Genomic DNA, 24708 nt, shown 5'->3' on the forward strand with positions numbered 1-24708 from the left:
AAAATATACTCAAGATTGACAGGGCAAAAGTAAAGGTAAATTAGGTATTTAGAAGAAAATAAAGTGTTTATCTTCTCATAAAATTTAGACAATAAAAATATTTTAGAGTGAGTCGAGAACCTTTTGTATGCTCGTGTATATTTTATCAAGTTGTTCTTGCGTAATAATATAAGGCGGTTGAATGTAAATGGTGTTTCCTAGTGGGCGTAAAAATACACCTTGACTCATAAATGATTGTAAAAGTTGGTCGCGTAATGTGCCGTATCGATTCGATTTTGTGTTTAAATCGATGGCTAAAACAACCCCTTTATATCTTGTTGAGCTCACTTTTGGATGGCTTTCTATTTTTTGAGCAAATAATTTATTGGCATTTTCAATAAATTGAATATTTTCTTGAATTTTATGGGTTTGTAATAATTCAATACTTGCTAGAGCGGCACTACATGCTATTGGGTTAGCAGAATAGGTATGGCAATGAAAAAAGCCTTTAGCAATATCGTTACTTAAAAAGGCGGTATAAATTTCTTCAGTACACGAAGTAATTGACATAGGTACTAAACCAGCAGTTAAGGCTTTACTTAAACACATAATATCGGGTTTAATAGATATTTCATCAGAAGCAAAATAATTGCCCGTTTTTCCAAACCCAGTCATTACCTCATCAGCAATGGTTAAAATAGCATTGTTTTTGCAAGTTTGTAAAATAATATCTAAGTCTTCTGCTTTGTAGATTTTCATTCCTGCGGCTCCTTGTATTAAAGGCTCATAGATAAATCCAGCAACTTTATTGTTAGCTATAATTTCTTGTAATTGAATTAAAATGGCATCGTTGTTTTTTCCATTCGGAACAGGAATTCGTTTAATGTCCATTAAAAAATCTTCAAAAGGACCATTATAAACAGATAATCCAGAAACAGACATGGCTCCAAAAGTATCACCATGAAATCCGTTTTCAAAAGCAATAAACGTATTGCGTTTTTCGCCTTTATTAAAATAGTATTGCAAAGCCATTTTAATACCTGCTTCAACAGCCGTAGAGCCATTGTCGTTAAAAAAAATTCTATTTTGATTTTTTGGAAGAATTTTAATTAATTCTTCTGATAACGTTACTGCTGGTTCGTGTGTAAAATCGCTAAACATTATTTGGTCTAGTGTTTGCATTTGATGGTATACGCGGCTAGTGATAAAATCGTTACAATGCCCAAAAACACAAGTGTACCACGAAGAAATGGCGTCGATGTATTCATTACCATTTTCATCGGTTAGTATGCACCCTTTAGCTTTTACAATTCCTAAACTATCAGGATGTGTTTGGTGTTGTTTTAATGGATGCCATAAGTGCTTTTTATCGCGTTGTTGAAGTGTCATACTAAATTGTTTGTGGGTTGATGCCGTTTATGTTTTTATAAAATATTTTTTTTAAACATTTCAGCATATTCTTTAATTACGTTTTCGTCAAAATAAGGCTCTTCTTCAATACGTCCAATTACAGGAACGTTAGTCATTGTTTTAATAATTGTTTCAGTGGTTTTATGTTCGTTTCCAGAAAAAATTAATGACACATTATACCCTTTTTCTTTTAGAAGATTTACAGTTAATAGTGTGTGGTTAATGCTTCCTAGATAATGTCGCGAAACCACGATAACTTTATAATCATGTTTTATTATATCTAAAATAGTGTGTTGGTTGTTTAGAGGGACTAATAATCCGCCAGCTCCTTCAATTACTAAATTATTTTTGGTTGCGGGTTCTTTAATTTTATTGATATCAATAGTAATTTTATCAATTTCGGCCGATGCATGTGGGCTCATAGGTGTTTGTAGCGCATATGCATTTGGGTGAAAAACAGATTTTGAATTTGAAATGAGTTTTTTAACCTTATGTGTGTCAGAATAGTCTAAATCACCTGCTTGAATAGGTTTCCAATAATCGGCTTGTAAGGCTTCAGTTATAATTGAAGAAGCTATTGTTTTACCCACTTCGGTAGAAATACCCGTGATAAAAAACTTTTGTTGTTTCATTTATTTAATTGTTGTTATAACGTTGTGTTATTTGTAAAGTATACCGATTTATATAGTAAGGTTACTTAGTTTATAACCTTTACGAGGTTACAAAAGTAGTAAGAAGCGCTAAAACATTAGTAATTTCTTGTTTAGAATTATAGGCGTGTAAACAAAAGCGCAATCGTTCTTGATTTTTAGGAACCGTTGGTGATAAAATAGCTCTTACGTCAAATCCTTTTTGTTGAAGTTTTGAGGCTATTTGCTTTACCTGTTGGTTACCAGAAATAATACAACAATGAATAGCTGAATTACTTTTAATAAAAGGGAGTGGTAATTGGGCTGATTCGGCTATAAAATGTTGAATGTTTTGTTGTAATTTTTCTTTGTTTTTATGAGTTAACAATTCGTTGTAAGCAATTTTTATAGTAGCTAAAGCATGTGGTGATAACCCAGTGGTGTAAATAAAACTACGAGCAAAATTAATTAAATACTGCTGTAGTTTTTTGCTGGTTAAAATAGCTGCTCCGTGGCAACCTAATGCTTTTCCAAAGGTAATAATTCGGGCAAAAACAGCGTTTTCTAATTGTAATTTTTGTATTAATCCTAAATTAAAAACACCCAAGGCATGTGCCTCATCAACAACAAAATAGGCATTGTTTTTTTTGCATATTTTTGCCATAGTAACTAAATCAGGTGAGTCGCCATCCATAGAAAATACAGATTCGGTTACTACGTATATTTCTTGATTTTTATCTTTGGTAAAATGAATTATTTTTTCCTCTAAATCGTGTATGTTGTTGTGTTTAAATTTAAACGATTTTGCATGGGTAAGCTGAATGCCGTCTCGTATAGAAGCATGAATCAATTCGTCGTATAAAATAACGTCTCCTCGTTGAGGTACAGTGGCAAAAAAACCAATATTAGCATCGTAGCCAGAATTAAAAATAAGGGCGGCTTCTGTACGATGAAGTGTTGCTAATTGCTTTTCAATGTTGGTGTATAGTTGATTATTTCCTGTTAGTAATCGAGAGCCCGTTGCGCCATTAAATTTTAACTTATTTTCAAGTAAAAATTGGTGTGTTTTGTCAAAAATAATTTCCATTTTTGCAAAACCTAAGTAGTCGTTTGATGAAAAATCAACCCAATTGCTTTGAACACCAAGCTCTCGTAAGGCTTGCGTTTCTTTTCTCTGGGTTAATTTTTGTTCTAGTTTTTCAGGAAAATTCATCAAAACAAAAATAATAAAAATTAACGCTTAAAATATATATAAAAAACACTTCTTTAGAATGGTTCTAATTTAGTATCTTTGTCGAGAGTTGTTTTCCCATTTCGAGGAGATGTCTTTTTATATAATAAAACAATTGAATACAATTACATCATTACAAATTGGCGAAAAAGGTATTATTTTAGAAGAAAGCTTAGATAATATACCTTTAAAATTATTAGAAATGGGCTGTTATCCTGGTGCAGAGGTAGAATTAATACAACTGGCTCCGCTTAAAGACCCTCTTTATATTTGTGTTAACGGTAGTCATTTAGCAATTCGTAAAGAAACGGCATCAAAAATAAAGATAGATAAAATGTGTAAATGAACGAAGGTACGCACATAAAAGTTTCATTAATTGGTAATCCGAATACAGGAAAAACATCTTTATTTAATCAACTCACTGGATTGAATCAAAAAGTAGGAAATTACCCAGGTGTTACTGTTGATAAAAAACAAGGAACGTGTAAATTATCAAATAAAAAAGCAGCCTTAATTACTGATTTGCCTGGAACTTATAGTATAAATGCTACGTCAATAGATGAAAGTATTGTACTTAAAACACTTCAAGACAAACAAAACGAAAACTATCCAAATGTATTAGTAGTAGTAGCAGATGTTGAAAATTTAAAACGCAATTTATTACTTTTTACACAGGTACAAGATTTAGATATTCCAACGGTTTTGGTTATTAACATGGTAGATGAAATGGAAAAAAAAGGCATTTCGATAGATTTACCAACGTTAAAAAAAGAATTAGACACCGAGGTTGTTTTGGTTAGTGCTAGAAAAAACGAAGGTATTAAAGAGCTAAAAGAAGCAATAATACGTTGTTATAATCAAGCAAAGCATATATCGTCGTGTAATGCAAATCATAAAGTAGACGCAGATTATTTTGAAAAACTGAAACAAGTAAGCTCTAAATATTCTTTATACGAATTGTGGTTGATGATTACTCAAAATAATTTTCCAGATTCAATTACTAAAGAAGAAAAAGAAAAATTACTCGATTTTCAACAAGACACTTCTAAGCTAAAAAGATATCAACATAAAGAAACCATATATAGATATCAAAAAATAAATGAAATTTTAAAAAAAACGTATAAAGTTAACAGTGCAGAAGCTAAAGATATACGTAGTAAGCTTGACAAAATTTTCACTCATAAAATTTTTGGCTACGTGATTTTTTTTGGCATTTTACTGTTAATTTTTCAATCTATTTTTGATTGGGCTTCGTTACCCATGGATTTAATTGATGGCTTTTTTGCAAATTTTTCTAAACAAACAAGAGCGCAATTACCTCCAGGTGTTTTTACCGATTTATTGACAGATGGCATTATTCCAGGCATTGGAGGTGTAATTATTTTTATTCCTCAAATTACTGTTTTGTTTTTGTTTATTGCCATTTTAGAAGAAACAGGTTATATGAATCGGGTGGTTTTTTTAATGGATAAAATTATGCGACGGTTTGGTATGAGTGGTAAAAGTGTTATTCCGTTAATTTCAGGAACCGCATGTGCTATTCCTGCAATTATGGCAACAAGAACCATTTCGAGTTGGCGAGAACGTTTAATAACCATTTTAGTAACACCTTTAACCACTTGTTCTGCTCGATTACCCGTTTATGCTATTTTAATTGCACTAGTTATTCCTGATAAAAGAATTTTAGGATTTTTAAATTTACAAGGATTAACCTTGTTAGCCTTATATACTATAGGTTTTACAGCAGCGATTGGAGCAGCCTATATTTTAAATAAAACACTAAAAATAAAAAAGAATTCATTTTTTGTGGTAGAAATGCCTAATTACAAAATGCCTTCGTTAAAAAATGTGTTTATTCAGGTATGGGAAAAAACAAGAGCTTTTGTTTATGAGGCGGGTAAAATTATTTTTGCTATTTCAATAATACTGTGGTTTTTAGCTTCTAACGGGCCAGCATCTTTTAAAGAAGTTGAAAAATCGGTAACACAAAATATAGAAAACAAGCATTTGTCAGAAAAAGAAATGCAACAAAAAATAGCCTCAAAAAAATTAGAAAATTCTTATATAGGAATTGCAGGAAAATTTGTAGAACCTATTGTTAAACCATTAGGTTATGACTGGAAAATTGGTATTGGATTAATAGCCTCTTTTGCCGCTAGAGAAGTATTTGTAGGTACTGTTGCTACCATTTACAGTGTTGAAAGCAACCAGCAAAACACAGCCACCATTAAACAGCGTATGGCAGCCGAAATAAATTCTAAAACAGGTGAAAAGCGGTTTAATTTAGCAACGGGTATGTCACTATTAATTTTTTATGCATTTGCAATGCAATGTATGGCAACATTAGCAATTGTTAAAAGAGAAACCAAAAGTTGGAAATGGCCCTTAATTCAAGTGTTTGGTATGGGTATTCTAGCTTATGTATCCGCATTTATAACCTATCAAATTTTAAATTAATGCAACAGATTTTAGTATACATTTTTTTTGTTTTAGCCATTGGCTTATTAGTAAAGAAATTTTTCTTTAAACCCAAAAATAAAAAGGGATGTAATAAAGACTGTGGGTGCTCTTAAATTATTTAGTTTTTTCGATTAATTTAAAAAGAAAAAGTCTATAAAAAGAATTATTATTAAAGAGCTTTTGAAGTATTGTTTTTAGGCTTTCTACTTCCAAACTAGAATTGTAAATTTGCACTTTTAAATCTTAATTATCACGAGATAAATATATTGTTGTAATCTATATATAGATTATAAGGTTTTTTGTTTTCGTTATAATTATGAATAAACACACACTATGCAATACAATCATCTAGAAATAGAAAAAAAATGGCAAGAATACTGGGCTAATAAGGCTACGTTTAAAGCTGAAAATAATGCTGATAAACCTAAATATTATGTGTTAGATATGTTTCCTTATCCTTCAGGAGCAGGGTTGCATGTTGGGCATCCATTAGGGTATATTGCTTCTGATATTTATGCGCGTTATAAGCGTCACAAAGGGTTTAATGTATTGCATCCACAAGGCTATGATAGTTTTGGGCTGCCAGCAGAGCAATATGCTATTCAAACGGGTCAACACCCTGCAAAAACTACCGAAGAAAACATAAAAACATATCGTAAGCAGTTAGATAAAATTGGTTTTTCTTTCGATTGGTCTCGCGAAGTGCGCACCTCAGACCCAAATTATTATAAATGGACACAGTGGATTTTTATTCAACTATTTAATTCTTGGTATAATAAAGACACCGATAAAGCAGAAGATATTACAACGCTTTTGGACAAATTTAAAACAGAAGGAAATGCAGGTGTAAATGCAGTTTGTGATGAAGATGTTACTATTTTTTCTGCAGATGAGTGGAAAAATTTTTCAGACAAAAAACAACAAGAAATAGTATTACAATATCGTTTAACCTATTTATCAGACACTGAAGTAAACTGGTGTCCTGCCTTAGGTACGGTATTAGCAAACGATGAAATTGTAAATGGTGTTTCAGAACGAGGAGGACACCCAGTAGTTCGCAAAAAAATGACCCAATGGTCTATGCGAATTTCAGCGTATGCACAACGCCTATTAGACGGATTACAAACCATTGACTGGCCACAACCGTTAAAAGACAGCCAAATTAATTGGATAGGAAGAAGTCAAGGGGCAATGGTGTCTTTTGATGTGGCTGCGCACGACGCTAAAATTGATGTATTTACCACGCGCCCTGATACTATTTTTGGAGTGTCTTTTATGACCTTGGCTCCAGAACATGAGCTAGTAGCAAAAATTACAACTCCAGAACAAAAGCAAGTTGTTCAAGCGTATATTGAAGCAACAGCAAAACGTTCAGAACGCGATCGTATGGCAGATGTAAAAACCATTTCAGGAGTGTTTACCGGAGCATACGCACTACATCCATTCACAGGAAAACAAGTGCCTATTTGGATAGGCGATTATGTATTAGCAGGCTATGGCACAGGTGCTGTAATGGCAGTGCCTTGTGGCGATCAGCGTGATTATGATTTTGCAAAATACTTTGGAATAGAAATTCCAAATATTTTTGCAGATGTTGATATTTCAGAAGAAGCCTTTGCAGATAAAGAAAAGACAGTTTTAGCCCATTCAGATTTTTTAAATGGTTTAAATTATAAAAAAGGAATGAAAACCGTGATTTACGAATTAGAAAAACGCGGTGTTGGGTATGGAAAAATAAATTATCGTTTACGAGACGCAGTATTTAGCCGTCAACGTTATTGGGGAGAACCTTTTCCCGTTTATTATAAAGACGGAATGCCTCAAATGATTCAAGAAAAGTATTTGCCAATTGTATTACCACAAGTAGAGAAGTATTTGCCTACGGAAGATGGTAAACCACCCTTAGGAAATGCTGAGGTATGGGCATGGAGTAGTACCGATAATAAAGTGGTAAATAACGATTTAATTGATAATGAAACAGTTTTTCCTATTGAATTAAATACGATGCCAGGGTGGGCAGGAAGCTCATGGTATTTTAACCGTTATATGGATTCTAATAATGACACTCAATTTGTAAGTAAACAAGCGGTTAATTATTGGAAAGAAGTTGATTTATATATTGGCGGTTCTGAACACGCTACAGGGCACTTATTGTATGCACGTTTTTGGCAAAAATTTTTATTTGATAAAGGGTTAATTCCTGTAGATGAGTTTGCTAAAAAGTTAATTAATCAAGGAATGATTTTAGGCACAAGTGCGTTTGTTTATCGAGTTGAAGGCACAAATACTTTTGTTTCTAAAGAATTAATAGAAAACAAAAAAGTACAACCTATTCATGCAGATGTATCGTTTGTAAATGCCTCTGACGAATTAGATATAGAAGCGTTTAAAAACTGGCGACCAGAGTTTAATAATGCTCAATTTATTACTCAAGAAGACGGAGTGTTTAGAGTTTCTCGAGAGGTTGAAAAAATGTCGAAATCGAAATATAATGTTGTGAATCCAGATTTAATTTGTGAAGAATTTGGGGCAGATAGTCTTCGGTTATTTGAAATGTTTTTAGGGCCATTAGAACAAACAAAGCCATGGAAAACCTCTGGAATTTCAGGAGTGTATTCGTTTTTAAAAAAACTATGGAGGTTATATATTGGTAAAAACGGAATTAATGTTTCAGATGTTGAACCAACCAAAGATGAGTTTAAAACACTGCATAAAACCATTAAAAAGGTAGAAGAAGATATCGAGAACTTTTCGTTTAATACTTCGGTTTCTACTTTTATGATTGCTGTAAACGAGTTAACAGCTTTACAATGTAACAAACGTGCTATTTTAGAGCCATTGTTGGTGTTAATTTCTCCATATGCACCACATATAGCAGAAGAATTATGGAATCAGTTAGGGCATAACGAATCAATTTCAACGGCTGCTTTTCCAAAATTTGAAGAAAAATATTTGGTAGAAAGTTCTAAAAATTATCCCATTTCATTTAATGGTAAAATGCGTTTTACTATAGAGTTGCCTTTAGATATGGACAAGCAAGAAATTGAAAAAGCAGTAATGGCAAATGAAAAAACACAACAACAATTACAAGGCAGAGTTCCTAAAAAAGTAATTGTTGTTCCTGGAAAAATTGTAAATATTGTTGGGTAATTTTTAGGTAACTTCAATAAAGTTTTACTAATTTGTTGCCTATTCTATCTAACGATTTATAGTTTGAGTTTTGATACGCAAATAAATACCGCTTTATATTTTTCTTCGGTAAACGAAATACCGAGTAAAATTTGGCAGCAATTAAATTGCAGTGATAACTATTATTTTAATCCAAAGTATTTAGATGCCTTAGAAAAAAATAATTTGCAAATACAGTTTGGCTATATTGTTTTAACAGATAAAGACAATCAAGCCATTGCTTTTGCTGTTGTGCAAATAGTTGATTTTTATTTAAATAGTGTTAAAAACAATTTACAATCAATTATCGAATCAATTAAATGTATAGGACGAAAATCTCGAATGTTATCTTCAGAAAAACCATTTAAAATACTTACTTGTGGTAATGTTTTTGTTAGTGGAATGCATGGCGCTTTCATCAAAAAAAATCAAGATGAAAAAAAGCTATTAAGAGAAATAGCTAAAGCTATGTTAGATTTTGTAAATACAAATACCGTTTTGCAAAAAGAAATAGATGGTTATATGTTTAAAGATTTTTGTAATGAATTTATTTCTATTACAGATGAATTGCTCAATTATAGTTATTCTTCGTTTAATGTAGATCCTAATATGATACTTCATCTAGACAAACAATGGAAAACATTTGACGATTATTTGGCGGCTATGAAAACAAAATTTCGGGTAAAGGCTAAAAAGGCGCTAAAAAGTAGCGCTGACTTATATGTTGAAGATGTTACGTTAGATAATATTGATCAATTATTACCTAAAATGACGGCTTTATATAAAAAAGTTTCTGCTAAGGCGAGTTTTAATTTGGGTGACTTTAATTTAAATACCTATAGAACACTAAAACAAAATTTAGGAGATGATTATATTTTAAAAACCTATTCGATAAATACCAAATTAGTAGGTTTTTTATCGGGTATGATTAATCAACAATGTTTAGATGCACATTATGTAGGGATAGATTATGCCGAAAATAAACAATATGCTATTTACCAACGCATGTTATACGATTACATAAAAATTGCGCTAAGTCATAAATTACCCACACTTAATTTTGGTAGAACGGCTAGTGAAATAAAAAGCTCTGTTGGAGCAGTTCCACAAGATTTAACTATTTACTTACGACATAAAAAATCAATACCTAATCGTATATTACGTCTTTTTTTAAAACGAATAGCTCCTACACCATTTAATCAAAAATTTCCATTTAAAGCCACAATTTAGGTAATGAAAAATAGTAATGATTTACTTAACATTTTAAATTTAGAACAGCTTACGCCAACTACCTTTAGCGGCGTTAGTAAAACTATCGGCAGCCCAAATGTTTTTGGCGGTCAGGTGTTAGCGCAAGCATTAAATGCGGCATATAAAACAGTGCCTAAAAAAAGGTTTGTACACTCATTACATGCTTATTTTTTACGTGCAGGTGATTTGCATAAAAATATTTTTTTTGAAGTTGAAAATTTACGCGATGGGGGTAGTTTTTCAACCAGAAGAGTTACAGCGAAACAAAATGATAAGGTTATCTTTATTTTAGCAGCTTCTTTTCATAAAAACGAAGAAGGGTATGATTTTCAAATCCCTATGAAAAAAAATATACCTTCTCCTGAGGTGTTAATGTCTTGGACAGAAATGCTCGAAAAATATGGTGCTGTTTTACCTAAAGCATTAAAAAGTTTTTTAGCTATTGAACGACCGGTTGAATTTAAACCAACTTATGTACCTAATATAACGGAGAGAAAAGATTTACCACCTAATGTTGACGTTTGGTTTAAATTAAAAGGAGAGGTGCCTAAAACAATAGATTTACCTCTAAAACAGCAAATTTTAACCTACATTTCTGATTATAATATTTTAACCGCAGCATTAAATCCGCATGCAAGTAAAGCTAATTTTGGTAATACCCAAATGGCAAGTTTAGATCATTCAATGTGGTTTTATCGCGATTTTGATTTTAGCGATTGGTTATTGTATTCTATAAATAGCCCCAATACTTTTGGTGCTCGAGGTTTTGCACAAGGAAATATTTTTACGCGTAATGGTACGCTAGTAGCTTCGGTAGCCCAAGAAGGGTTAATGCGCCCTAAACGATAATATAAAAAACAGAAAAAAATGAACCCTTTTTATTACGTACTATCTATTAACGGATTACTTTTTGTGTTAAGTGTTATTTTTTATTTTTTTCCTCCTAAAAAAATAAATGCAATTTATGGTTATAGAACCTACAAATCAATGTTAAATCAAGATATTTGGCAGTTTACAAACTCGTTTTTTGCTAAACAATTTTTAATTTACTCAGCAATTTCATTAGTAGCTGCATTATTTATCGTGTATTTAAACCCTAAAATTAGTTGGCAACCCATGGCATTAATGTTATTGTCGTTAGCGGTATCTATAATTAAAACCGAACAAACAATTACGAAAGTTTTTGATAACGAAGGAAATCGAAAATAAACTTAAAAACCAACTAAAAGACTTACCGATAAATTACGACCAGGGGCTGATATGCCAGAGGCAAACTCTTTGTAATGTTGATCAAATAAGTTAGTTAGCTGAGCTTGAACCGCCCAAATTTCGTTAATTGAATATTTTCCGTTTAACCCCACACTTACCCAACTAGGCGAGCCGTAATATTTTAAAGTGTCTTCTGTTGCATTTGCGTTTATAATAGGTGTTTGTTCTATATTGTCAATTCCTTCAGTGGTGTTATATTGGTTTACTTTTTTACGGGCATTAAATCGAATATTAATACCTGTTTCAATTTTATTTTTTGAATAATTGAGATTAAAATCACCAAATAGTGGAGGTATTGAAGACATAGGTTCTTTACTGTCATAAGTTTTTCCTTTTGTATAGGTAATAAACCCTGTGGTTTTCCAATTTTCAAATAAATTGCCTTGATAACTAGCGGTAAACCCTGTTATATAAGCATTTCCTTTGTTTTGATTGGCAACAATTTTGCCTTCTTCATCATCGTATATAATTGTAGAGCTACCGTTTAACGTAAAATAATCTCTATAAATATACTTTCGTAATAGGGTATAATAAGCGCTAATACCTATTCTAAAACGATTGTTGTTAAAGTGTTTTTGAATTCCTATTTCACTGTTGTAAGCGTATTCGGGTTTTAAATTAATATTGGGTACGGTAACTTTGCCATTTTTTTCGCGCACTTTACCAACATCGTCAATATTAGGCGATCGAAATCCAGAAGATAAAACTGCGTTTAATTGCCAGTTTTTTGTGGGGCGATATACATAACCTATTGTTGCAGTAACAGCGGTGTTTTTTAGTTTAATATGACTGTTGGGTAAGGTTATAAAAGTATTATCATTCCATGTGGCAGCTAATTGTGTATTGGTTAATCGAACTCCCGTGTTTAAGGTTGATTTTTCATTAATATCTTGTCTATAATCACCATATATGGCAGAGCTACTATAATTACTGCCACCATCAGGATAACGAGATTGCACAGCAAAATCACCAGAAAAACCAACCACTTTATTGTTTTCTATACTAAGCTTTTTGCCAAAAGCATTTGAAGAAACATCATTATATGAGAACTCAAAACCATAACTAAGGTTTCTGCTTTTTGCTAGTGGAACTGAAAAATCACCATTTACATTAAATACATTTACCCCTTCTTTACGATACGATCGTTTTAAACTACCAAATTTTCTTTGAATTCGACTTTCTTTAATATTTTGATAGGCAAAGGTAAATGTTCCTTTTTCTATCCATTTTTTATTGGGGTTAATTTCTAATTGAGGCGATATTAATAAACGTTGTTGAGGGCCATAATACCATTCGGCAAACTTTAAAGAAGAAGCGTCGGTATCATCTTTCAATTCAGTTAATTTATCAAAACGAGGAATATTTGTTGATGTTGAATATTGAAAGTTGAGTTTTAAATCTGTTTTTTTAGACAAGGGCACATAAAATTTTTGCAAAACATCGGTTTGTCGATACCCTGTATTTCTTTGAATATTTGGGTCTGAATTTAAAGTGGGTTTTTCGTTATAGTTATCAGTATTATTTTTTGAATAATACGCTACTTTTCCCCAGTTTTCAAACCCATGTGAGCGGTTTTTCCCCATGGTTAAGTCATTAAAATCGCTATACGAAACACTTGTAAAACTTGCCCATTTTTTTAAACGTAATTCAGCAGAAACATTGGTAGTGATTTCTCTATTTATACTAGAAAAACGAGAAAATAAATTGCTTTTTACAGCTGTTTTATTTGACAATTTTGGTGTTTTGGTATAGTAATGAATTACTCCACCTAAGGCATCTGAACCATACATAACCGATGAAGGCCCAAATATAACTTCGGTTCGATCAAGTAAATTAGGCGATACGGTAATGGCGTTTTGTAGATGGCCTTTTCTATAAATAGCATTATTCATTCTAACGCCATCAACCACTAATAAAACGCGATTACTCTCCATACCACGAAGTACGGGGCTTCCACCACCAAATTGTGATTTTTGTACTTTAATTCCAGGAATAGCAGCTAATAAATCTGCTGAGGTTTGTGGTGATATTTCTTGTATTTCTTGTGTGTTTACTACAGCAATTTGTTCTGCAATTCGATTACTTTTTTCTTCCTTTTTAAACACCGAAATAACTACCTCATCTAAATATGCATTTTGTTTTGATAAATAAATGGTGTAATGATGTTTTACAAGGTTTCTTTTTTTTATTTGACGTAATTGGTATGATACGTGTGAAAAAACAATAACTTCATTGGTTTTAAACATTGAAATATCAGCAATTCCTTTATTATTTGTTATTATAGAGCCTGTTTTTGCAAGATTAAATAAAACAACTTCGGGTATTGGCTTTTTTGTTTTTTTATCTAATACGGTAACGGTTTGTGCTATTGCTTTAAAATTTAAAAGACAAAAAAAAAGAACGATGATATTTTTTATCATGAAAAAATAGTTTTTAAAATAGTTAGTGATTTTGGATGCCTAAACCCCTCCAAATGTAGTTCAAAATAACGAATAATTATTTGTAACACTTGTTGGCGTTGATTTTTACTAAAAGACACTTTTTCAATAGCATCAAAATTTATGCCTAATAGTTTTTTAAATTGTAGTAATTGGTCTCCTGAAATGGTTGCGTTTTTATCTAAATTATCGGTAAAATTTCCTTCAAGTAGGTTAAATACTGGTTTTTCGCTTTGCGATGTGTTTGGGTAAAAACCTAAAAAACGACTTAAATTGAGTAAAAACAATAAATGAAAATTAGCAATAGAATCATGAGTATCTAACCAAATTAAGGTAGTTTCTAGGTAGTTGAATAATTGAATATTTTGTTCTTCTTCGCGAATAATGTTTGATAAAACCTCTGATAAAAACAAAATAATAGTTTGTTTAATAATATTGTTAGGTATTGTTTCATAATTCGATATAACCTGTACTTCTTTTAGGCTATTTAAATTTTCTTTATTGTTGTGGTTGGCAACAATTTGTAATTGTGTTAAAGGTTGAAAATAAGCAGGTTTTAGCTTTCCCTTTTTTGTTTTTAAAACCCCACGTAAAAAATAAGATTTTAAACCTTCTTTTTCTGTAAAACATTTTACAATTAGGTTACTATCTCCATATTTTAGAGACGAAAAAACAATAGCTTTTGTTTTAATAGTAGGCATTTAATTTACAATAGCAATTTTAGTGGTCGCAGTTTCTGAGGTGTCACTGTTAGAAAGTAATACAATATATACTCCTGAAGCTACTTTATTTCCAGCAAGGTTTTTTTTATTCCAAACTACTTTTCCGCCAAACAACTCTTGCTCTTCAACCACATTGGTTTCATATACTAAATTACCCGAAGCATCTAAAATTTTCACATTGGTTCCTTTAGGTAAATGAGAGCCATTTCTACCATCAATAGTAACCGTACTATGATTGCTTAGAGCCGGGTTTGGATATGCATATACTTGACTTAAAGACGTGCCAAATGGGGCAACTTTACTGTGGTAAGCAACAATGCCTTTGTCGGTTGCAAAATATACCTTTCCAGTACTATCATCTACACTTATTTTTAAAATTTTATTTGACGGTAGTGGCGAGTTGTTTTCATTAAAATTAGCCAAGGTTTTTTGTCCGTTTGAATTGGTGTAGAGTACCCCTGCATTTTCGGTGCCAAACCATTTATTATTAGCTCCATCAACGGCAATGCTGTTAATAGTTTCGTCGCCAAGTAATTTTTTTGGAATTCCATCGTCTTCAATAATTATAGGCTTAGCGTCGTACACATCAAGATCAAAAATATGAGCAGCATTGTTAAAAACTACGAGTCCGTTAAGTGTGCCTAACCATATTTTATTGTTTTTATCTACAGCAATAGTACGTACATTTAAACTAGGCAAGCTGCCTTTTGTTGCTTCAGAGGTTAGGGCTCGTTTTCGTTCGCCTTTTTCGTTAAAAATATAAGCTCCGTTTTGTCGGGTAGCAATCCAAAAAGTATTGGTTTTATCTTGTACTATTTCACTTACGCCAAAATAAAAATTAACAAATAGTTGGCTTAAATCGTAATTGATCCATTGCCCTGAAGGACTTAATTTTTTTAATCGCTTGTCTACACCAATATTATTTACCCATAAGTTGCCTTGAGCGTCAAATAAAGTTCCTGTTATTCTAATTGTTACATAATTTGGGGGTAAACTAACTAGGTTTATACTTTCTAAATCACTATTTAATTGATTGTAAAAGTTAACCACTTTATCGTCTTTTATTTCTAATAAGCCTCCTGTTTCTACTGAATTAGGGTTATTAGTAGCTCCCATAGAACTTATGAAAACATGGTTATTGTTGTTGGGATTAATGGTTACGTAATTTAAATCTTTAATTGGAAAATCTGGATTAAAATAAGTGTTTTTCCAGTGTTTATTTGTATAATGGCTATACCCTTGTTTTATAGATAAAGGGGTAAAAGTACGATTGTAACCGCCATACACTACCCATAAATTATCGTTTGCTGATGCTATCGAAAAAGGGCTGTTGTTTAATGGACCATCAGGATGTATTTCTTTAAATGCTTCTAGATTGCTCAACGGAGATGATAAAATACCAAATTGATTTGTTGCTAAAAAAAGGGTATTATCAATAACTTGTGCAGTATGTAAGGTAAAATTAAAAGTTGTAGTTGGGTTACTTTCACCTATTTGTAATAATGATGTATTGTAAAAAAGAGCCTTTTTTTGTAATACAACTGTAAGGTGGTTTGTGCTACTTTTTAAACTGATAATATTTTCGCCATAATCGTGCACTTCACTGATACTGTTTGCATTAATTTGCATTAATTTTTTAGTAGTGGCAGCGTAAATTTTATTGTTAAATAAAACAATATTTTGAAAACTCCCCGTATAACGTAACGTCCAATTATTAAAATCGGTTAAGTTTGTATTATTAATATCAGCTACATAAATTCCGTTATTGGTAGCGGCATAAATTTGGTTGTTAAAAACTAGAATTTCATTTATAAACACATCGCTAGATGCAGCGCCAATAAAATAGGTGTCTCCAAATTCTAATTTTTCTAAATCGTATACGATAATAGCAAAAGGGGTAGATAAATACAATTTATTTTGATAACCGAAAATATGGTTAATTTGTTTTAATCCAGATTGATTAAAATCGGTGATGCTTTTTGAAATAGTAATTTTTCCATTTTTGTCAACAACCTCTATAAGCCCGTTTTGATAACCAATTACAAGCCTTTTTAATAAGGAGCTATAGTAAAGGGCGCTAGTGGTTTTGCCCGATAAGCCTTGAACTGAAGATAATTTTTGTGTTTCGTGAGTTGTTGTATTATAACTAAAAACAGCATTATCGGCAATTGCATATACCGTTTGGTCAACCTTTATAAAATCTTTTACGTTGTTATACGAAAAAAAATCTTCCCACTGATTACTATAATCGGTTTGTGCTTGTGTACAGAAAACAACAAAAAGGGCTATAAAAAATAGTCTGTTTTTCATATTTAAAGCCAAATATATCTAATAATAATAACAAAAAAAATGATACTTTCGTGTAAAGTAGAAAAACCAAATTACATGGCTGTTGAAATTGAACGTAAATTTTTAGTGGTTTGTCGTGACTATCAAAAAGAAAGCTATCAAAAAGCATATTTAAAACAAGGTTTTTTAAACTCTAATAAAAATCGTGTGGTTAGGGTTAGAATACAAAATGGTAAAGGATTTTTAACGGTTAAAGGAAAATCAAATGCTAATGGAACTACTCGTTTTGAGTGGGAAAAAGAGATAACCTGTAACGATGCTGAAAATTTATTGGCATTATGTGAAAAATCGCTTATAGAGAAAAATCGCTATCTGGTAAAAAGCGGAAATCATGTTTTCGAAGTTGATGAGTTTTTAGGAGATAATTTGGGCTTAGTAGTTGCAGAAATTGAATTACAAAACGAACAAGAATTATTTAAAAAACCACATTGGTTGGGTAAAGAGGTTACGGGTAAAAAAAAATATTATAACTCTAATTTGAGTAAAAAACCCTATAAAAACTGGTTATAATAGTTCTATTGCTATAAAATGACACACGCTTCCTAAAACTACAAATACATGAAAAATAGCATGGTTATAGCGTAGTTTTTTTAAAGAATATAGTATTGCTCCTATGGTGTAAAAAATGCCGCCAAGAAAAATATAAGCTAAAGCTTCTGAAGATAAATTTTTAATTAATGGCTTTATCATAAAAATAATTTGCCACCCCATTAATAAATATAATAGGGTTGAAAGCGTATTATATTTTCCTGTAAAAAATAATTTTAAGATTACGCCTATAAAGGCAATAACCCAAACAAAGAGGAATAAATACCATCCCATTTTTGATTGTAACCCGATTAAACAAATAGGGGTGTATGTACCAGCAATAAGTATGTATATAGCTGCATGATCAAAAATATTTAATAGTCTTCTTCGTTTTGGGTTTTTGGCGGCGTGATAAAATGTAGAGGCGGCATATAGTATTATTAAGCTAAGCCCATAAATCCAAAAGCTAGCAATATTTAAAAACCCTTGATAGTTTAGCGATTTTTGTATTAAAAAAGGAAAAGCAATTATACTTAACAGCAAGCCAAATGCGTGGGTTAGCACATTTAGTTTTTCTTCTTTTTCGCTATAATGGTGATTTAATTTCTCGTTCATTATTAGGTCTGTTAGTATCTTTCATATATAACTTATCGTTAATTAATTCATTGTATATTGTGGTAAATGTTTTTTCTTTTAGGGTTTCTTTATCTTTAGCGGTTAATCCTTCTGTTTTAATAAATTTAGCTTGTTTAATTCTAAAAGTTCCAGGATGTCCTTTAAAAAAATTCCATGAAAACAAGCGTTTTCCATCATAATAAATTTGAGGTACTATAGGTATTTGGTATTCAATAGCTAAATTAAATGCCCCATCTTTAAACGGTGCAAGCACTACATTTTCTGTTGGTACAAAACCTTCAGGAAAAATAGCTACACTAGTGCCATTTTTTAATTTCTTTTTTGCTTGTTCATATACTTTTTTTCTGCTTTCGGCATTGCTTCTATCAACAGTTATAACTGCTTTTTTATAAAAAAAACCGAAAATGGGCAGTTTTATTAACTCTTGTTTTCCTACAAAAACAATCGGATTTTTACTTAATGCAATTAACACCCAAGGGTCTAATAATGATGCGTGATTGGCACAAAACATATAACTTTTTTTACGGTCTAATTTTTCTTCTTTTGTTATTTTTAATTGAAATCCCATTCCGTAAATTAGGTAAAATGACCAAGCACGAACAACTTTCCAAAGAATAGGGTAATATTTCTCGCGTGAGGTAAGTATGAGCATAAAAGGAGCCATAACAAGTACTGAAATAAGCATGAGCACATAAAACCAAATACGCCAAATGAGCCGAATCGGAAAAAGTAAATATTTAATCATATATGCGAATGTAGTAATTTCTTTTGTTTGATTATTTTTGCTGTCTAAAACCAAAGTTATGTCAAGAATTTTAACAGGTGTACAAAGCACCGGAGTGCCGCATTTAGGAAATATATTAGGAGCCATTATGCCTGCTGTAAAAATGGCGAATACTGCAAAAGAGCCTTCTTTTTTGTTTATTGCCGATATGCATTCGTTAACACAAATAAAAGATGGTAATTTATTGCGAGAAAACACCTATAGTACAGCTGCTACTTGGTTAGCTTTTGGGTTAGATGTAGAAAAAAGTGTTTTTTATCGTCAAAGCGATGTACCTGAAACTACTGAATTAACTTGGTATTTAAGTTGTTTTTTTCCATACCAACGATTAACGTTGGCACATAGTTTTAAAGATAAAGCCGACCGTTTGTCAGACGTAAATGCAGGGTTGTTTACTTACCCCATGTTAATGGCTGCTGATATATTATTATACGATGCAGAGGTTATTCCGGTTGGAAAAGATCAGTTACAACACATCGAAATAACAAGAGATGTTGCTTCTCGGTTTAATAATTTAATGGGAGAAACTTTTGTTTTGCCAGAAGCTAAAATTGAAAAAAATGTAATGATTGTACCAGGAACTGACGGTTCTAAAATGAGTAGTAGTAAAAATAATTTTATTGATATTTTTTTAGCGGATAAAAAATTACGCAAGCAAATTATGGGTATTCAAACCGATAGTACACCTTTAGAAGAGCCTAAAAATCCAGACACCGATAATGTATTTGCGCTATATAAACTATTGGCTTCTGAAGAACAAATTGCTACAATGCGGGCTAAATATGAAGCAGGAAATTATGGTTATGGTCATGCAAAACAAGAGTTGTTTGAACTTATTATTACCAAGTTTGCTGCCGAAAGAGAAAAATATAATTATTACATGAATAATCGTCATGAAATTGACAAAGCGTTGAGTATTGGTGCAAATAAAGCTAGAGAAGTGGCTAAAAAAGTATTAGATAGAACTCGAAAAAAAATAGGATTTATGTAATTTTTTCTCGATAATTGATGCATTAAATACTGCTTAATATTTGAAAAAAGGATTTTTTTAAAGAACCCTTTGTTTAATTTTAATAGCGTTTAGTTGAACAATTCAGAATTAATTCAAAATTGAGAAGTAAATTTACATTATACCATGAAGTTATTACTCATTGAAGACGAAATTGAATTGGCTAAAAGCATTCAAAATTATTTAAATAAAAACGATTTTGTTTGCGAATGGGTCGATAATATTTTGTTGGCAATGGATAAAATATCTAATTATAGCTATGATTGTATTTTGCTTGATTTAATGCTGCCTGATGGCAATGGGTTTAACCTGCTTAAAACACTAAAAAAAGCAAATAAAAAAGAAGGCGTTATTATTATTTCTGCAAAAGAAACATTGCAAACAAGAATAGATGGATTTAATCTTGGGGCCGATGATTACCTTATAAAACCCTTTCATTTATCAGAATTATTGGTAAGAATACAAGCTTTAATTAGGCGAAAACAATTTGATGGAAATAATAAAGTTATTTTTAATGAAATAGAAATAAATACACTGTCTAAAGAGGTAAAAATTAACAACCTAAAAATTGAAATAACCAAAAAAGAAATCGATTTGTTGCTGTTTTTAATCGGAAACAAAAACCAAGTTTTATCTAAAGCAGCAATAGCAGAACACCTCTCTGGAGATATGGCAGATATGCTTGATAATCACGACTTTGTTTATGCCCACATTAAAAATCTTAAAAAGAAAATAAAAGATGCTGGAGCCAAAAACTATATTCAAACAGTATACGGATTAGGATATAAATGGCAAAATGAATAAAAAACTACAACATAAAACACAAAGAGCATATCTTTATATTTTGATTGTTCTTTTTGTAATTACGGCTCCACTATTTTATTTTTTTATAAAAAAACTTTACGTTAAAGAAATAGATGAAGCGCTAGTTTTTTCAAAGTATCAGTTTTTAAATAATTCGATTTCAAAATTAAGCACTAAAGACATTTTACTTTGGAATAAGTTTAACGATAACGTTAAAATACAATACCCTACCAACCATGCTAAAGACACGTTATTTAATATATTTTATTATAATTCTTTAGAAAAAGAAAACGAACCCTATAGAGAGTTAAATACAAATATTACTATTAACGGGCAACCTTATACACTTTCTATTAAAACAAGTTTGTTAGAAACCGATGAGTTAATTTTGGGGGTTATTTTTCTTTTTATATTGGCATTTTTTCTTTTGTTTATAGCCATTTTACTTATTAATAAACTCTTGTCTGCCCAATTATGGAAACCTTTTTATCAAACCCTTGAGCAAATAAAAACTTTCGAAATTGATAAAAATTACGTTCCTAATTTTCCTAATTCAGAGATTGAAGAATTTAATCAGCTAAATAAAAGTATTGAAAACTTAATCGAAAAAAACAGTGTTATTTACAAAAACCAGCAAGAATTTGTTGAAAACGCTGCACATGAATTACAAACACCTGTAGCTGTTTTTAAGGCAAAAATTGACGACTTAATTCAGCGATCTGATATTACAAAAGGGCAGTCTAAAGTACTTTCTTCGTTAAACGATGCTATTTCAAGACTAAACCGATTGCATAAAAATTTACTACTGCTATCAAAACTAGATAAATATACATTAGAAGAGTCTGAAACTTTTTCAGTTAAAGAATGTATTAATGAAGCACTCAGTTTTTTTATTGAACAGGCAAAAGAAAAACGGATTGATGTAAAAACCTCATTTAAAAATGATATTACAGTAAAAGCAAATAAAGGGTTAACTCAAATAATGATAAATAATTTATTGCTTAATTCTATCAGTCATAATATACCTGAAGGAGAAATAAGCATTTTATTATTTGAAAACAAATTTGTTATTTCAAATACAAGTAAAGAACAAAAATTATCTTCTGATAAATTATTCAGTCGTTTTTCAAAAACAAATCCATCTTCAAAAGGTAATGGACTAGGTTTATCAATTGTAAAAAAAATAGGCGACCTATACAATTGGAGTATTTCGTATTCTTTTTCTGATAATAAGCATATTTTTTGTGTAGCATTTTTATAATTCAAAATTTATTCAAAATCGTGTTACATTTTTGTGTAAAATTTTTAATAATTAAATAATTGATGTCATGAAAAATGTAATTTGTACACTACTAACTTTGGTAGTTTTCGGTTTTTCTGCTTATGCACAAAAAAGAACTGTTCCTGAAAAAGCAAAAGCTGCTTTTCAACAAAAATACCCAGGTGTAAAAAAGGTTAAATGGAGCCAAGAAAATGAAAAAGAGTGGGAAGCAGAATTTAAAATGAATGGTAAAAGATATTCTTCAAATTTCTCTTCTGAAGGAGAATGGTTGGAGTTTGAATATAGAATTAAAAAATCACAAATTCCTGAATTGATAAAACAAACGTTAGATAGCGAATTTTCAGGATATAAGATTGAAAAAGCAGAAATTTCTCAAACTAGTAAGGGAAAATTATATGAGGTTGAATTAGAAAAAGGTAAAAGTGAAATAGAAGCCGTTATTAATACTGATGGTAAAGTAGTTAAACAAGAGCCATTGAAAGAAGATAATGATTAATTTTTAAAACTCAATAAAAGGAGACTGAAACAGGTCTCCTTTTTATAAAAATTTATGTGTTTTTAAATGAAGATAGGTATTATTTTAATTGCCCTAATTTGTTGTTATACAACAGCTTTTTCTCAAAAAAGCTTACAATATTATATCGAAAAGGCAGAACAAAACAGCCCGTTGCTACAGAAGCAGCAAAACAATGAAAAAATAATTGCATTAGATTTAAAACAGTTTAATGCGGTTTATAAATCGCCAAAAATAAGCTTAAGCGGTAATGTGCTGTTCGCACCAATAATTTCTCTTGACGGAAATACAAAAAAAATAGAATGGGTTTCTAGAGAAAGCTCTAATTATTGGGGGTACGATTTGGGTGCTACAAATGGAGGACAGTTTCAAGCATTGGTTTCTGTTAATCAACCTTTGTTTACAAATAAATACATCACAACACAGCAAAATAAAGCGAGCGTATTACACGAAAAAAACTCAAATATTACGCAACTCACCAAAGCCGAGTTAAAACAGGCAGTAACTCACCAGTATATTCTTTGTGTTCAATCGCAAAAACAAAAAGAAAACATTCAACATGTTATTGAGGTATTAATAGAGCAGTTGCAACAAATGCAACCCCTTGTTCGTTCAGGAGTTTACAAGCTTATCGATTTAAAATTACTCGAAATAGAACTAGAGAATAACCAAATTGAAGAAAAACGACTTAGTGGTTTGTTTCTCGATAATTTTAATGCACTTAAGTTACTTTGTGGTATAAACGATTCAACGTTAAGTTCGTTAGAAGAAGTAAACATTCTTTTAAATTCACCATCACAAACAACTTCTTTATTTGCTTCTCAGTTTAAACTTGATAGTTTATTGGTAAAAGCCGAACAAGAAAATTATAAGCTAAAATATTTACCTCAAGTTGGGGTATTTGGCGATGCGGGGTTAAATGCAACATATCAACCTAGTTTTAAACGATTTGGGTTTAGTGTTGGGCTCTCTTTTACTTGGGATTTGTTTGATGGACATCAGCAAAAAATCAATGATAAAAAATCAATTATTCAAATAGCTAATATTGAAACCGATCGAAAATACTTTGAAAATCAAAACAATATTAGAAAGAAAAACATACTAAGCCAAATAGCTAATTTAGACGACCAGCTTTTGTTAATTGATAAGCAATTGGCAGCATATAACCAACTTCTTAAACTCTATAAAGTAGAAATAAAAGAAGGCTTAATTTCTATTTTAGAGCTAAAAACACTCATCAGGGAAATTTCTGTAAAACAACAAATAAAAACAGATACCCTAATGACTAAAGAAATATTGATTAACTCGTATAATTATTGGAATCTGTAAAAATTCAAAAATGAATATATCATTAAAATACAAACTATCGCTTTTTATTTTAGTTCTTATGGTATCGTGTAAACCAAAAGAAGAAACAAGCAATAAACTATCGTTTCCAAGTGTTAACACCATTCATCCTGTAAGGGGAGGTATTGAAGAAAAAGTTCAAATAAATGGACAAGTAGTTTATTTAAATAAAACGACTATTACAGCTCCAGTTTCAGGGTATGTTGCTAAGGTAAATACACGTATAGGAGATTGGGTTAAAAAGAATAAACTTTTATTTAAAATACAAACTAAAGAAAGTAGAGCGTTACAAAATGCTAATATTGATAGCTCAGACCAATTTGGGGTTATTCCTGTCTTTTCAAGTGTTTCAGGGTTTATTCGTTTGCTAAATACAACCGAGTCTAATGTTTTTATAACAGAAGGAGATACAATGGCTGTTATAGTAAACAACGCAGATTTAGTGATTCAAGCATCTGTGCCGTTTGAGTATATTAAACTTTTACAATACAATAAAAAAATTAAAATTGAATTTCCAAATAACGAAGTATACGAAGGTATTTTTTATAAAAAATTTCCAATAGTTGATCCTGTTTCACAAACCCAAGAGGTTATATTTAAACTAAGCCAAAAAACCGTTTTACCTGAAAATTTAAATGTCGTAATTTCTTTAGTAGTTAATGAAAAAGAACAAAGCCTATTGTTGCCCAAAGAGGCAATATTAACAAATGAAACACAAGATCGGTATTGGGTGATGAAAGTTACCCAAGATTCTTTAGCTATAAAAGTACCTATTGTAAAAGGAATTGAAAATAAAGGACAAGTAGAAGTATTAGATTCTACACTAAAAGAATCAGATAATATCGTGGTGTCGGGAGGTTATGAGCTTCCTGATAGCACAAAGGTAAAAATGAACTAA

General features: G+C 31.0%; 21 protein-coding genes. 13 read left to right on the forward strand and 8 right to left on the reverse strand.

What is annotated here, in order from left to right; all coding sequences use genetic code 11:
* Positions 1-102 precede the first annotated feature (102 nt).
* The 3 genes from bioA to AB2B44_RS04535 all read right to left on the reverse strand — a co-directional run bounded on the left by bioA (position 103) and on the right by AB2B44_RS04535 (position 3231).
* On the reverse strand, positions 103-1368 hold the full coding sequence (gene bioA, locus AB2B44_RS04525; RefSeq protein WP_369048354.1) for an adenosylmethionine--8-amino-7-oxononanoate transaminase: 1266 nt from the start codon (positions 1366-1368) through the stop codon (positions 103-105).
* A 35-nt stretch (positions 1369-1403) separates the two neighbouring features.
* Positions 1404-2021, reverse strand: coding sequence for a dethiobiotin synthase (gene bioD, locus AB2B44_RS04530; RefSeq protein ID WP_369048355.1), 618 nt, complete (start codon positions 2019-2021; stop codon positions 1404-1406).
* Between the two features lie 79 nt (positions 2022-2100).
* Entirely contained in the window at positions 2101-3231 is a 1131-nt protein-coding gene (locus AB2B44_RS04535; RefSeq protein WP_369048356.1) for an aminotransferase class I/II-fold pyridoxal phosphate-dependent enzyme, read from the reverse strand.
* Between the two features lie 133 nt (positions 3232-3364).
* Here AB2B44_RS04535 and AB2B44_RS04540 point away from each other — a divergent pair, with 133 nt between their 5' ends.
* From AB2B44_RS04540 to AB2B44_RS04565, 6 genes are all read left to right on the forward strand, one after another.
* Entirely contained in the window at positions 3365-3595 is a 231-nt protein-coding gene (locus tag AB2B44_RS04540) for a ferrous iron transport protein A (protein ID WP_369048357.1), read from the forward strand.
* Positions 3592-5706, forward strand: a complete 2115-nt coding sequence (gene feoB / locus AB2B44_RS04545) for a ferrous iron transport protein B (protein ID WP_369048358.1) — start codon at positions 3592-3594, stop codon at positions 5704-5706. The genes AB2B44_RS04540 and feoB overlap by 4 nt, the downstream gene beginning before the upstream one ends.
* 336 nt (positions 5707-6042) lie before the next feature.
* Positions 6043-8859, forward strand: coding sequence for a leucine--tRNA ligase (gene leuS, locus AB2B44_RS04550; protein WP_369048359.1), 2817 nt, complete (start codon positions 6043-6045; stop codon positions 8857-8859).
* A gap of 63 nt (positions 8860-8922) precedes the next feature.
* Complete coding sequence (locus AB2B44_RS04555) at positions 8923-10107, forward strand: GNAT family N-acetyltransferase (protein WP_369048360.1); 1185 nt, start codon at positions 8923-8925, stop codon at positions 10105-10107.
* A gap of 3 nt (positions 10108-10110) precedes the next feature.
* Positions 10111-10977 (forward strand): acyl-CoA thioesterase, encoded by an 867-nt coding sequence (locus AB2B44_RS04560; RefSeq protein WP_369048361.1) that lies wholly within the window; start codon positions 10111-10113, stop codon positions 10975-10977.
* Between the two features lie 18 nt (positions 10978-10995).
* Entirely contained in the window at positions 10996-11337 is a 342-nt protein-coding gene (locus AB2B44_RS04565) for an SdpI family protein (RefSeq protein WP_369048362.1), read from the forward strand.
* A gap of 2 nt (positions 11338-11339) precedes the next feature.
* On the opposite strand, the gene AB2B44_RS04570 is transcribed toward AB2B44_RS04565, so the two are convergent.
* The 3 genes from AB2B44_RS04570 to AB2B44_RS04580 are packed head-to-tail and all read right to left on the reverse strand — an operon-like array spanning position 11340 to position 16867.
* Complete coding sequence (locus AB2B44_RS04570) at positions 11340-13817, reverse strand: TonB-dependent receptor plug domain-containing protein (RefSeq protein ID WP_369048363.1); 2478 nt, start codon at positions 13815-13817, stop codon at positions 11340-11342.
* Positions 13814-14536, reverse strand: coding sequence for a DNA repair protein RecO (gene recO / locus AB2B44_RS04575; RefSeq protein ID WP_369048364.1), 723 nt, complete (start codon positions 14534-14536; stop codon positions 13814-13816). The genes AB2B44_RS04570 and recO overlap by 4 nt, the downstream gene beginning before the upstream one ends.
* Entirely contained in the window at positions 14537-16867 is a 2331-nt protein-coding gene (locus AB2B44_RS04580) for a two-component regulator propeller domain-containing protein (RefSeq protein WP_369048365.1), read from the reverse strand.
* A gap of 39 nt (positions 16868-16906) precedes the next feature.
* On the opposite strand from AB2B44_RS04580, the gene AB2B44_RS04585 reads away from it, so the two are divergent.
* Complete coding sequence (locus AB2B44_RS04585) at positions 16907-17416, forward strand: CYTH domain-containing protein (protein WP_369048366.1); 510 nt, start codon at positions 16907-16909, stop codon at positions 17414-17416.
* On the opposite strand, the gene AB2B44_RS04590 is transcribed toward AB2B44_RS04585, so the two are convergent.
* On the reverse strand, positions 17411-18049 hold the full coding sequence (locus tag AB2B44_RS04590) for a hemolysin III family protein (protein WP_369048367.1): 639 nt from the start codon (positions 18047-18049) through the stop codon (positions 17411-17413). The genes AB2B44_RS04585 and AB2B44_RS04590 overlap by 6 nt on opposite strands.
* On the reverse strand, positions 18021-18755 hold the full coding sequence (locus tag AB2B44_RS04595) for a lysophospholipid acyltransferase family protein (protein ID WP_369048368.1): 735 nt from the start codon (positions 18753-18755) through the stop codon (positions 18021-18023). Before AB2B44_RS04595 ends, AB2B44_RS04590 begins: the two co-directional genes overlap by 29 nt.
* A gap of 118 nt (positions 18756-18873) precedes the next feature.
* On the opposite strand from AB2B44_RS04595, the gene trpS reads away from it, so the two are divergent.
* The 6 genes from trpS to AB2B44_RS04625 all read left to right on the forward strand — a co-directional run bounded on the left by trpS (position 18874) and on the right by AB2B44_RS04625 (position 24708).
* A complete protein-coding gene (gene trpS / locus AB2B44_RS04600) occupies positions 18874-19845 on the forward strand; it encodes a tryptophan--tRNA ligase (protein WP_369048369.1) in 972 nt (323 codons plus the stop codon).
* Positions 19846-19989: 144 nt separating this feature from the next.
* The gene (locus tag AB2B44_RS04605; protein ID WP_369048370.1) at positions 19990-20667 is read left to right on the forward strand and encodes a response regulator transcription factor; all 678 of its coding nucleotides are present in this window, start codon (positions 19990-19992) and stop codon (positions 20665-20667) included.
* Positions 20660-21928 carry a sensor histidine kinase gene (locus tag AB2B44_RS04610; protein WP_369048371.1) on the forward strand — a complete coding sequence of 423 codons (1269 nt, stop codon included), beginning with the start codon at positions 20660-20662 and terminating at the stop codon, positions 21926-21928. The genes AB2B44_RS04605 and AB2B44_RS04610 overlap by 8 nt, the downstream gene beginning before the upstream one ends.
* Before the next feature lie 67 nt (positions 21929-21995).
* The gene (locus AB2B44_RS04615) at positions 21996-22445 is read left to right on the forward strand and encodes a PepSY-like domain-containing protein (protein ID WP_369048372.1); all 450 of its coding nucleotides are present in this window, start codon (positions 21996-21998) and stop codon (positions 22443-22445) included.
* Between the two features lie 66 nt (positions 22446-22511).
* On the forward strand, positions 22512-23792 hold the full coding sequence (locus AB2B44_RS04620; RefSeq protein WP_369048373.1) for a TolC family protein: 1281 nt from the start codon (positions 22512-22514) through the stop codon (positions 23790-23792).
* Between the two features lie 10 nt (positions 23793-23802).
* Positions 23803-24708 (forward strand): efflux RND transporter periplasmic adaptor subunit, encoded by a 906-nt coding sequence (locus AB2B44_RS04625; RefSeq protein ID WP_369048374.1) that lies wholly within the window; start codon positions 23803-23805, stop codon positions 24706-24708.

The organism is Tenacibaculum sp. UWU-22 (assembly GCF_041021355.1).
Classification (GTDB): Bacteria; Bacteroidota; Bacteroidia; order Flavobacteriales; family Flavobacteriaceae; genus Polaribacter.

Coding starts and splice junctions, on each gene's coding strand:
- feoB (WP_369048358.1), top strand. CDS start 3,592: ATGAACGAAGGTACGCACATAAAAGTTTCATTAATTGGTAATCCGAAT.
- AB2B44_RS04565 (WP_369048362.1), top strand. CDS start 10,996: ATGAACCCTTTTTATTACGTACTATCTATTAACGGATTACTTTTTGTG.
- AB2B44_RS04580 (WP_369048365.1), bottom strand. CDS start 16,867: ATGAAAAACAGACTATTTTTTATAGCCCTTTTTGTTGTTTTCTGTACA.
- AB2B44_RS04620 (WP_369048373.1), top strand. CDS start 22,512: ATGAAGATAGGTATTATTTTAATTGCCCTAATTTGTTGTTATACAACA.
- recO (WP_369048364.1), bottom strand. CDS start 14,536: ATGCCTACTATTAAAACAAAAGCTATTGTTTTTTCGTCTCTAAAATAT.
- AB2B44_RS04535 (WP_369048356.1), bottom strand. CDS start 3,231: ATGAATTTTCCTGAAAAACTAGAACAAAAATTAACCCAGAGAAAAGAA.
- AB2B44_RS04615 (WP_369048372.1), top strand. CDS start 21,996: ATGAAAAATGTAATTTGTACACTACTAACTTTGGTAGTTTTCGGTTTT.
- trpS (WP_369048369.1), top strand. CDS start 18,874: ATGTCAAGAATTTTAACAGGTGTACAAAGCACCGGAGTGCCGCATTTA.
- AB2B44_RS04590 (WP_369048367.1), bottom strand. CDS start 18,049: ATGAACGAGAAATTAAATCACCATTATAGCGAAAAAGAAGAAAAACTA.
- AB2B44_RS04610 (WP_369048371.1), top strand. CDS start 20,660: ATGAATAAAAAACTACAACATAAAACACAAAGAGCATATCTTTATATT.
- AB2B44_RS04595 (WP_369048368.1), bottom strand. CDS start 18,755: ATGCTTATTTCAGTACTTGTTATGGCTCCTTTTATGCTCATACTTACC.
- AB2B44_RS04570 (WP_369048363.1), bottom strand. CDS start 13,817: ATGATAAAAAATATCATCGTTCTTTTTTTTTGTCTTTTAAATTTTAAA.
- leuS (WP_369048359.1), top strand. CDS start 6,043: ATGCAATACAATCATCTAGAAATAGAAAAAAAATGGCAAGAATACTGG.
- AB2B44_RS04625 (WP_369048374.1), top strand. CDS start 23,803: ATGAATATATCATTAAAATACAAACTATCGCTTTTTATTTTAGTTCTT.
- AB2B44_RS04605 (WP_369048370.1), top strand. CDS start 19,990: ATGAAGTTATTACTCATTGAAGACGAAATTGAATTGGCTAAAAGCATT.
- bioA (WP_369048354.1), bottom strand. CDS start 1,368: ATGACACTTCAACAACGCGATAAAAAGCACTTATGGCATCCATTAAAA.
- AB2B44_RS04585 (WP_369048366.1), top strand. CDS start 16,907: ATGATACTTTCGTGTAAAGTAGAAAAACCAAATTACATGGCTGTTGAA.
- AB2B44_RS04560 (WP_369048361.1), top strand. CDS start 10,111: ATGAAAAATAGTAATGATTTACTTAACATTTTAAATTTAGAACAGCTT.
- bioD (WP_369048355.1), bottom strand. CDS start 2,021: ATGAAACAACAAAAGTTTTTTATCACGGGTATTTCTACCGAAGTGGGT.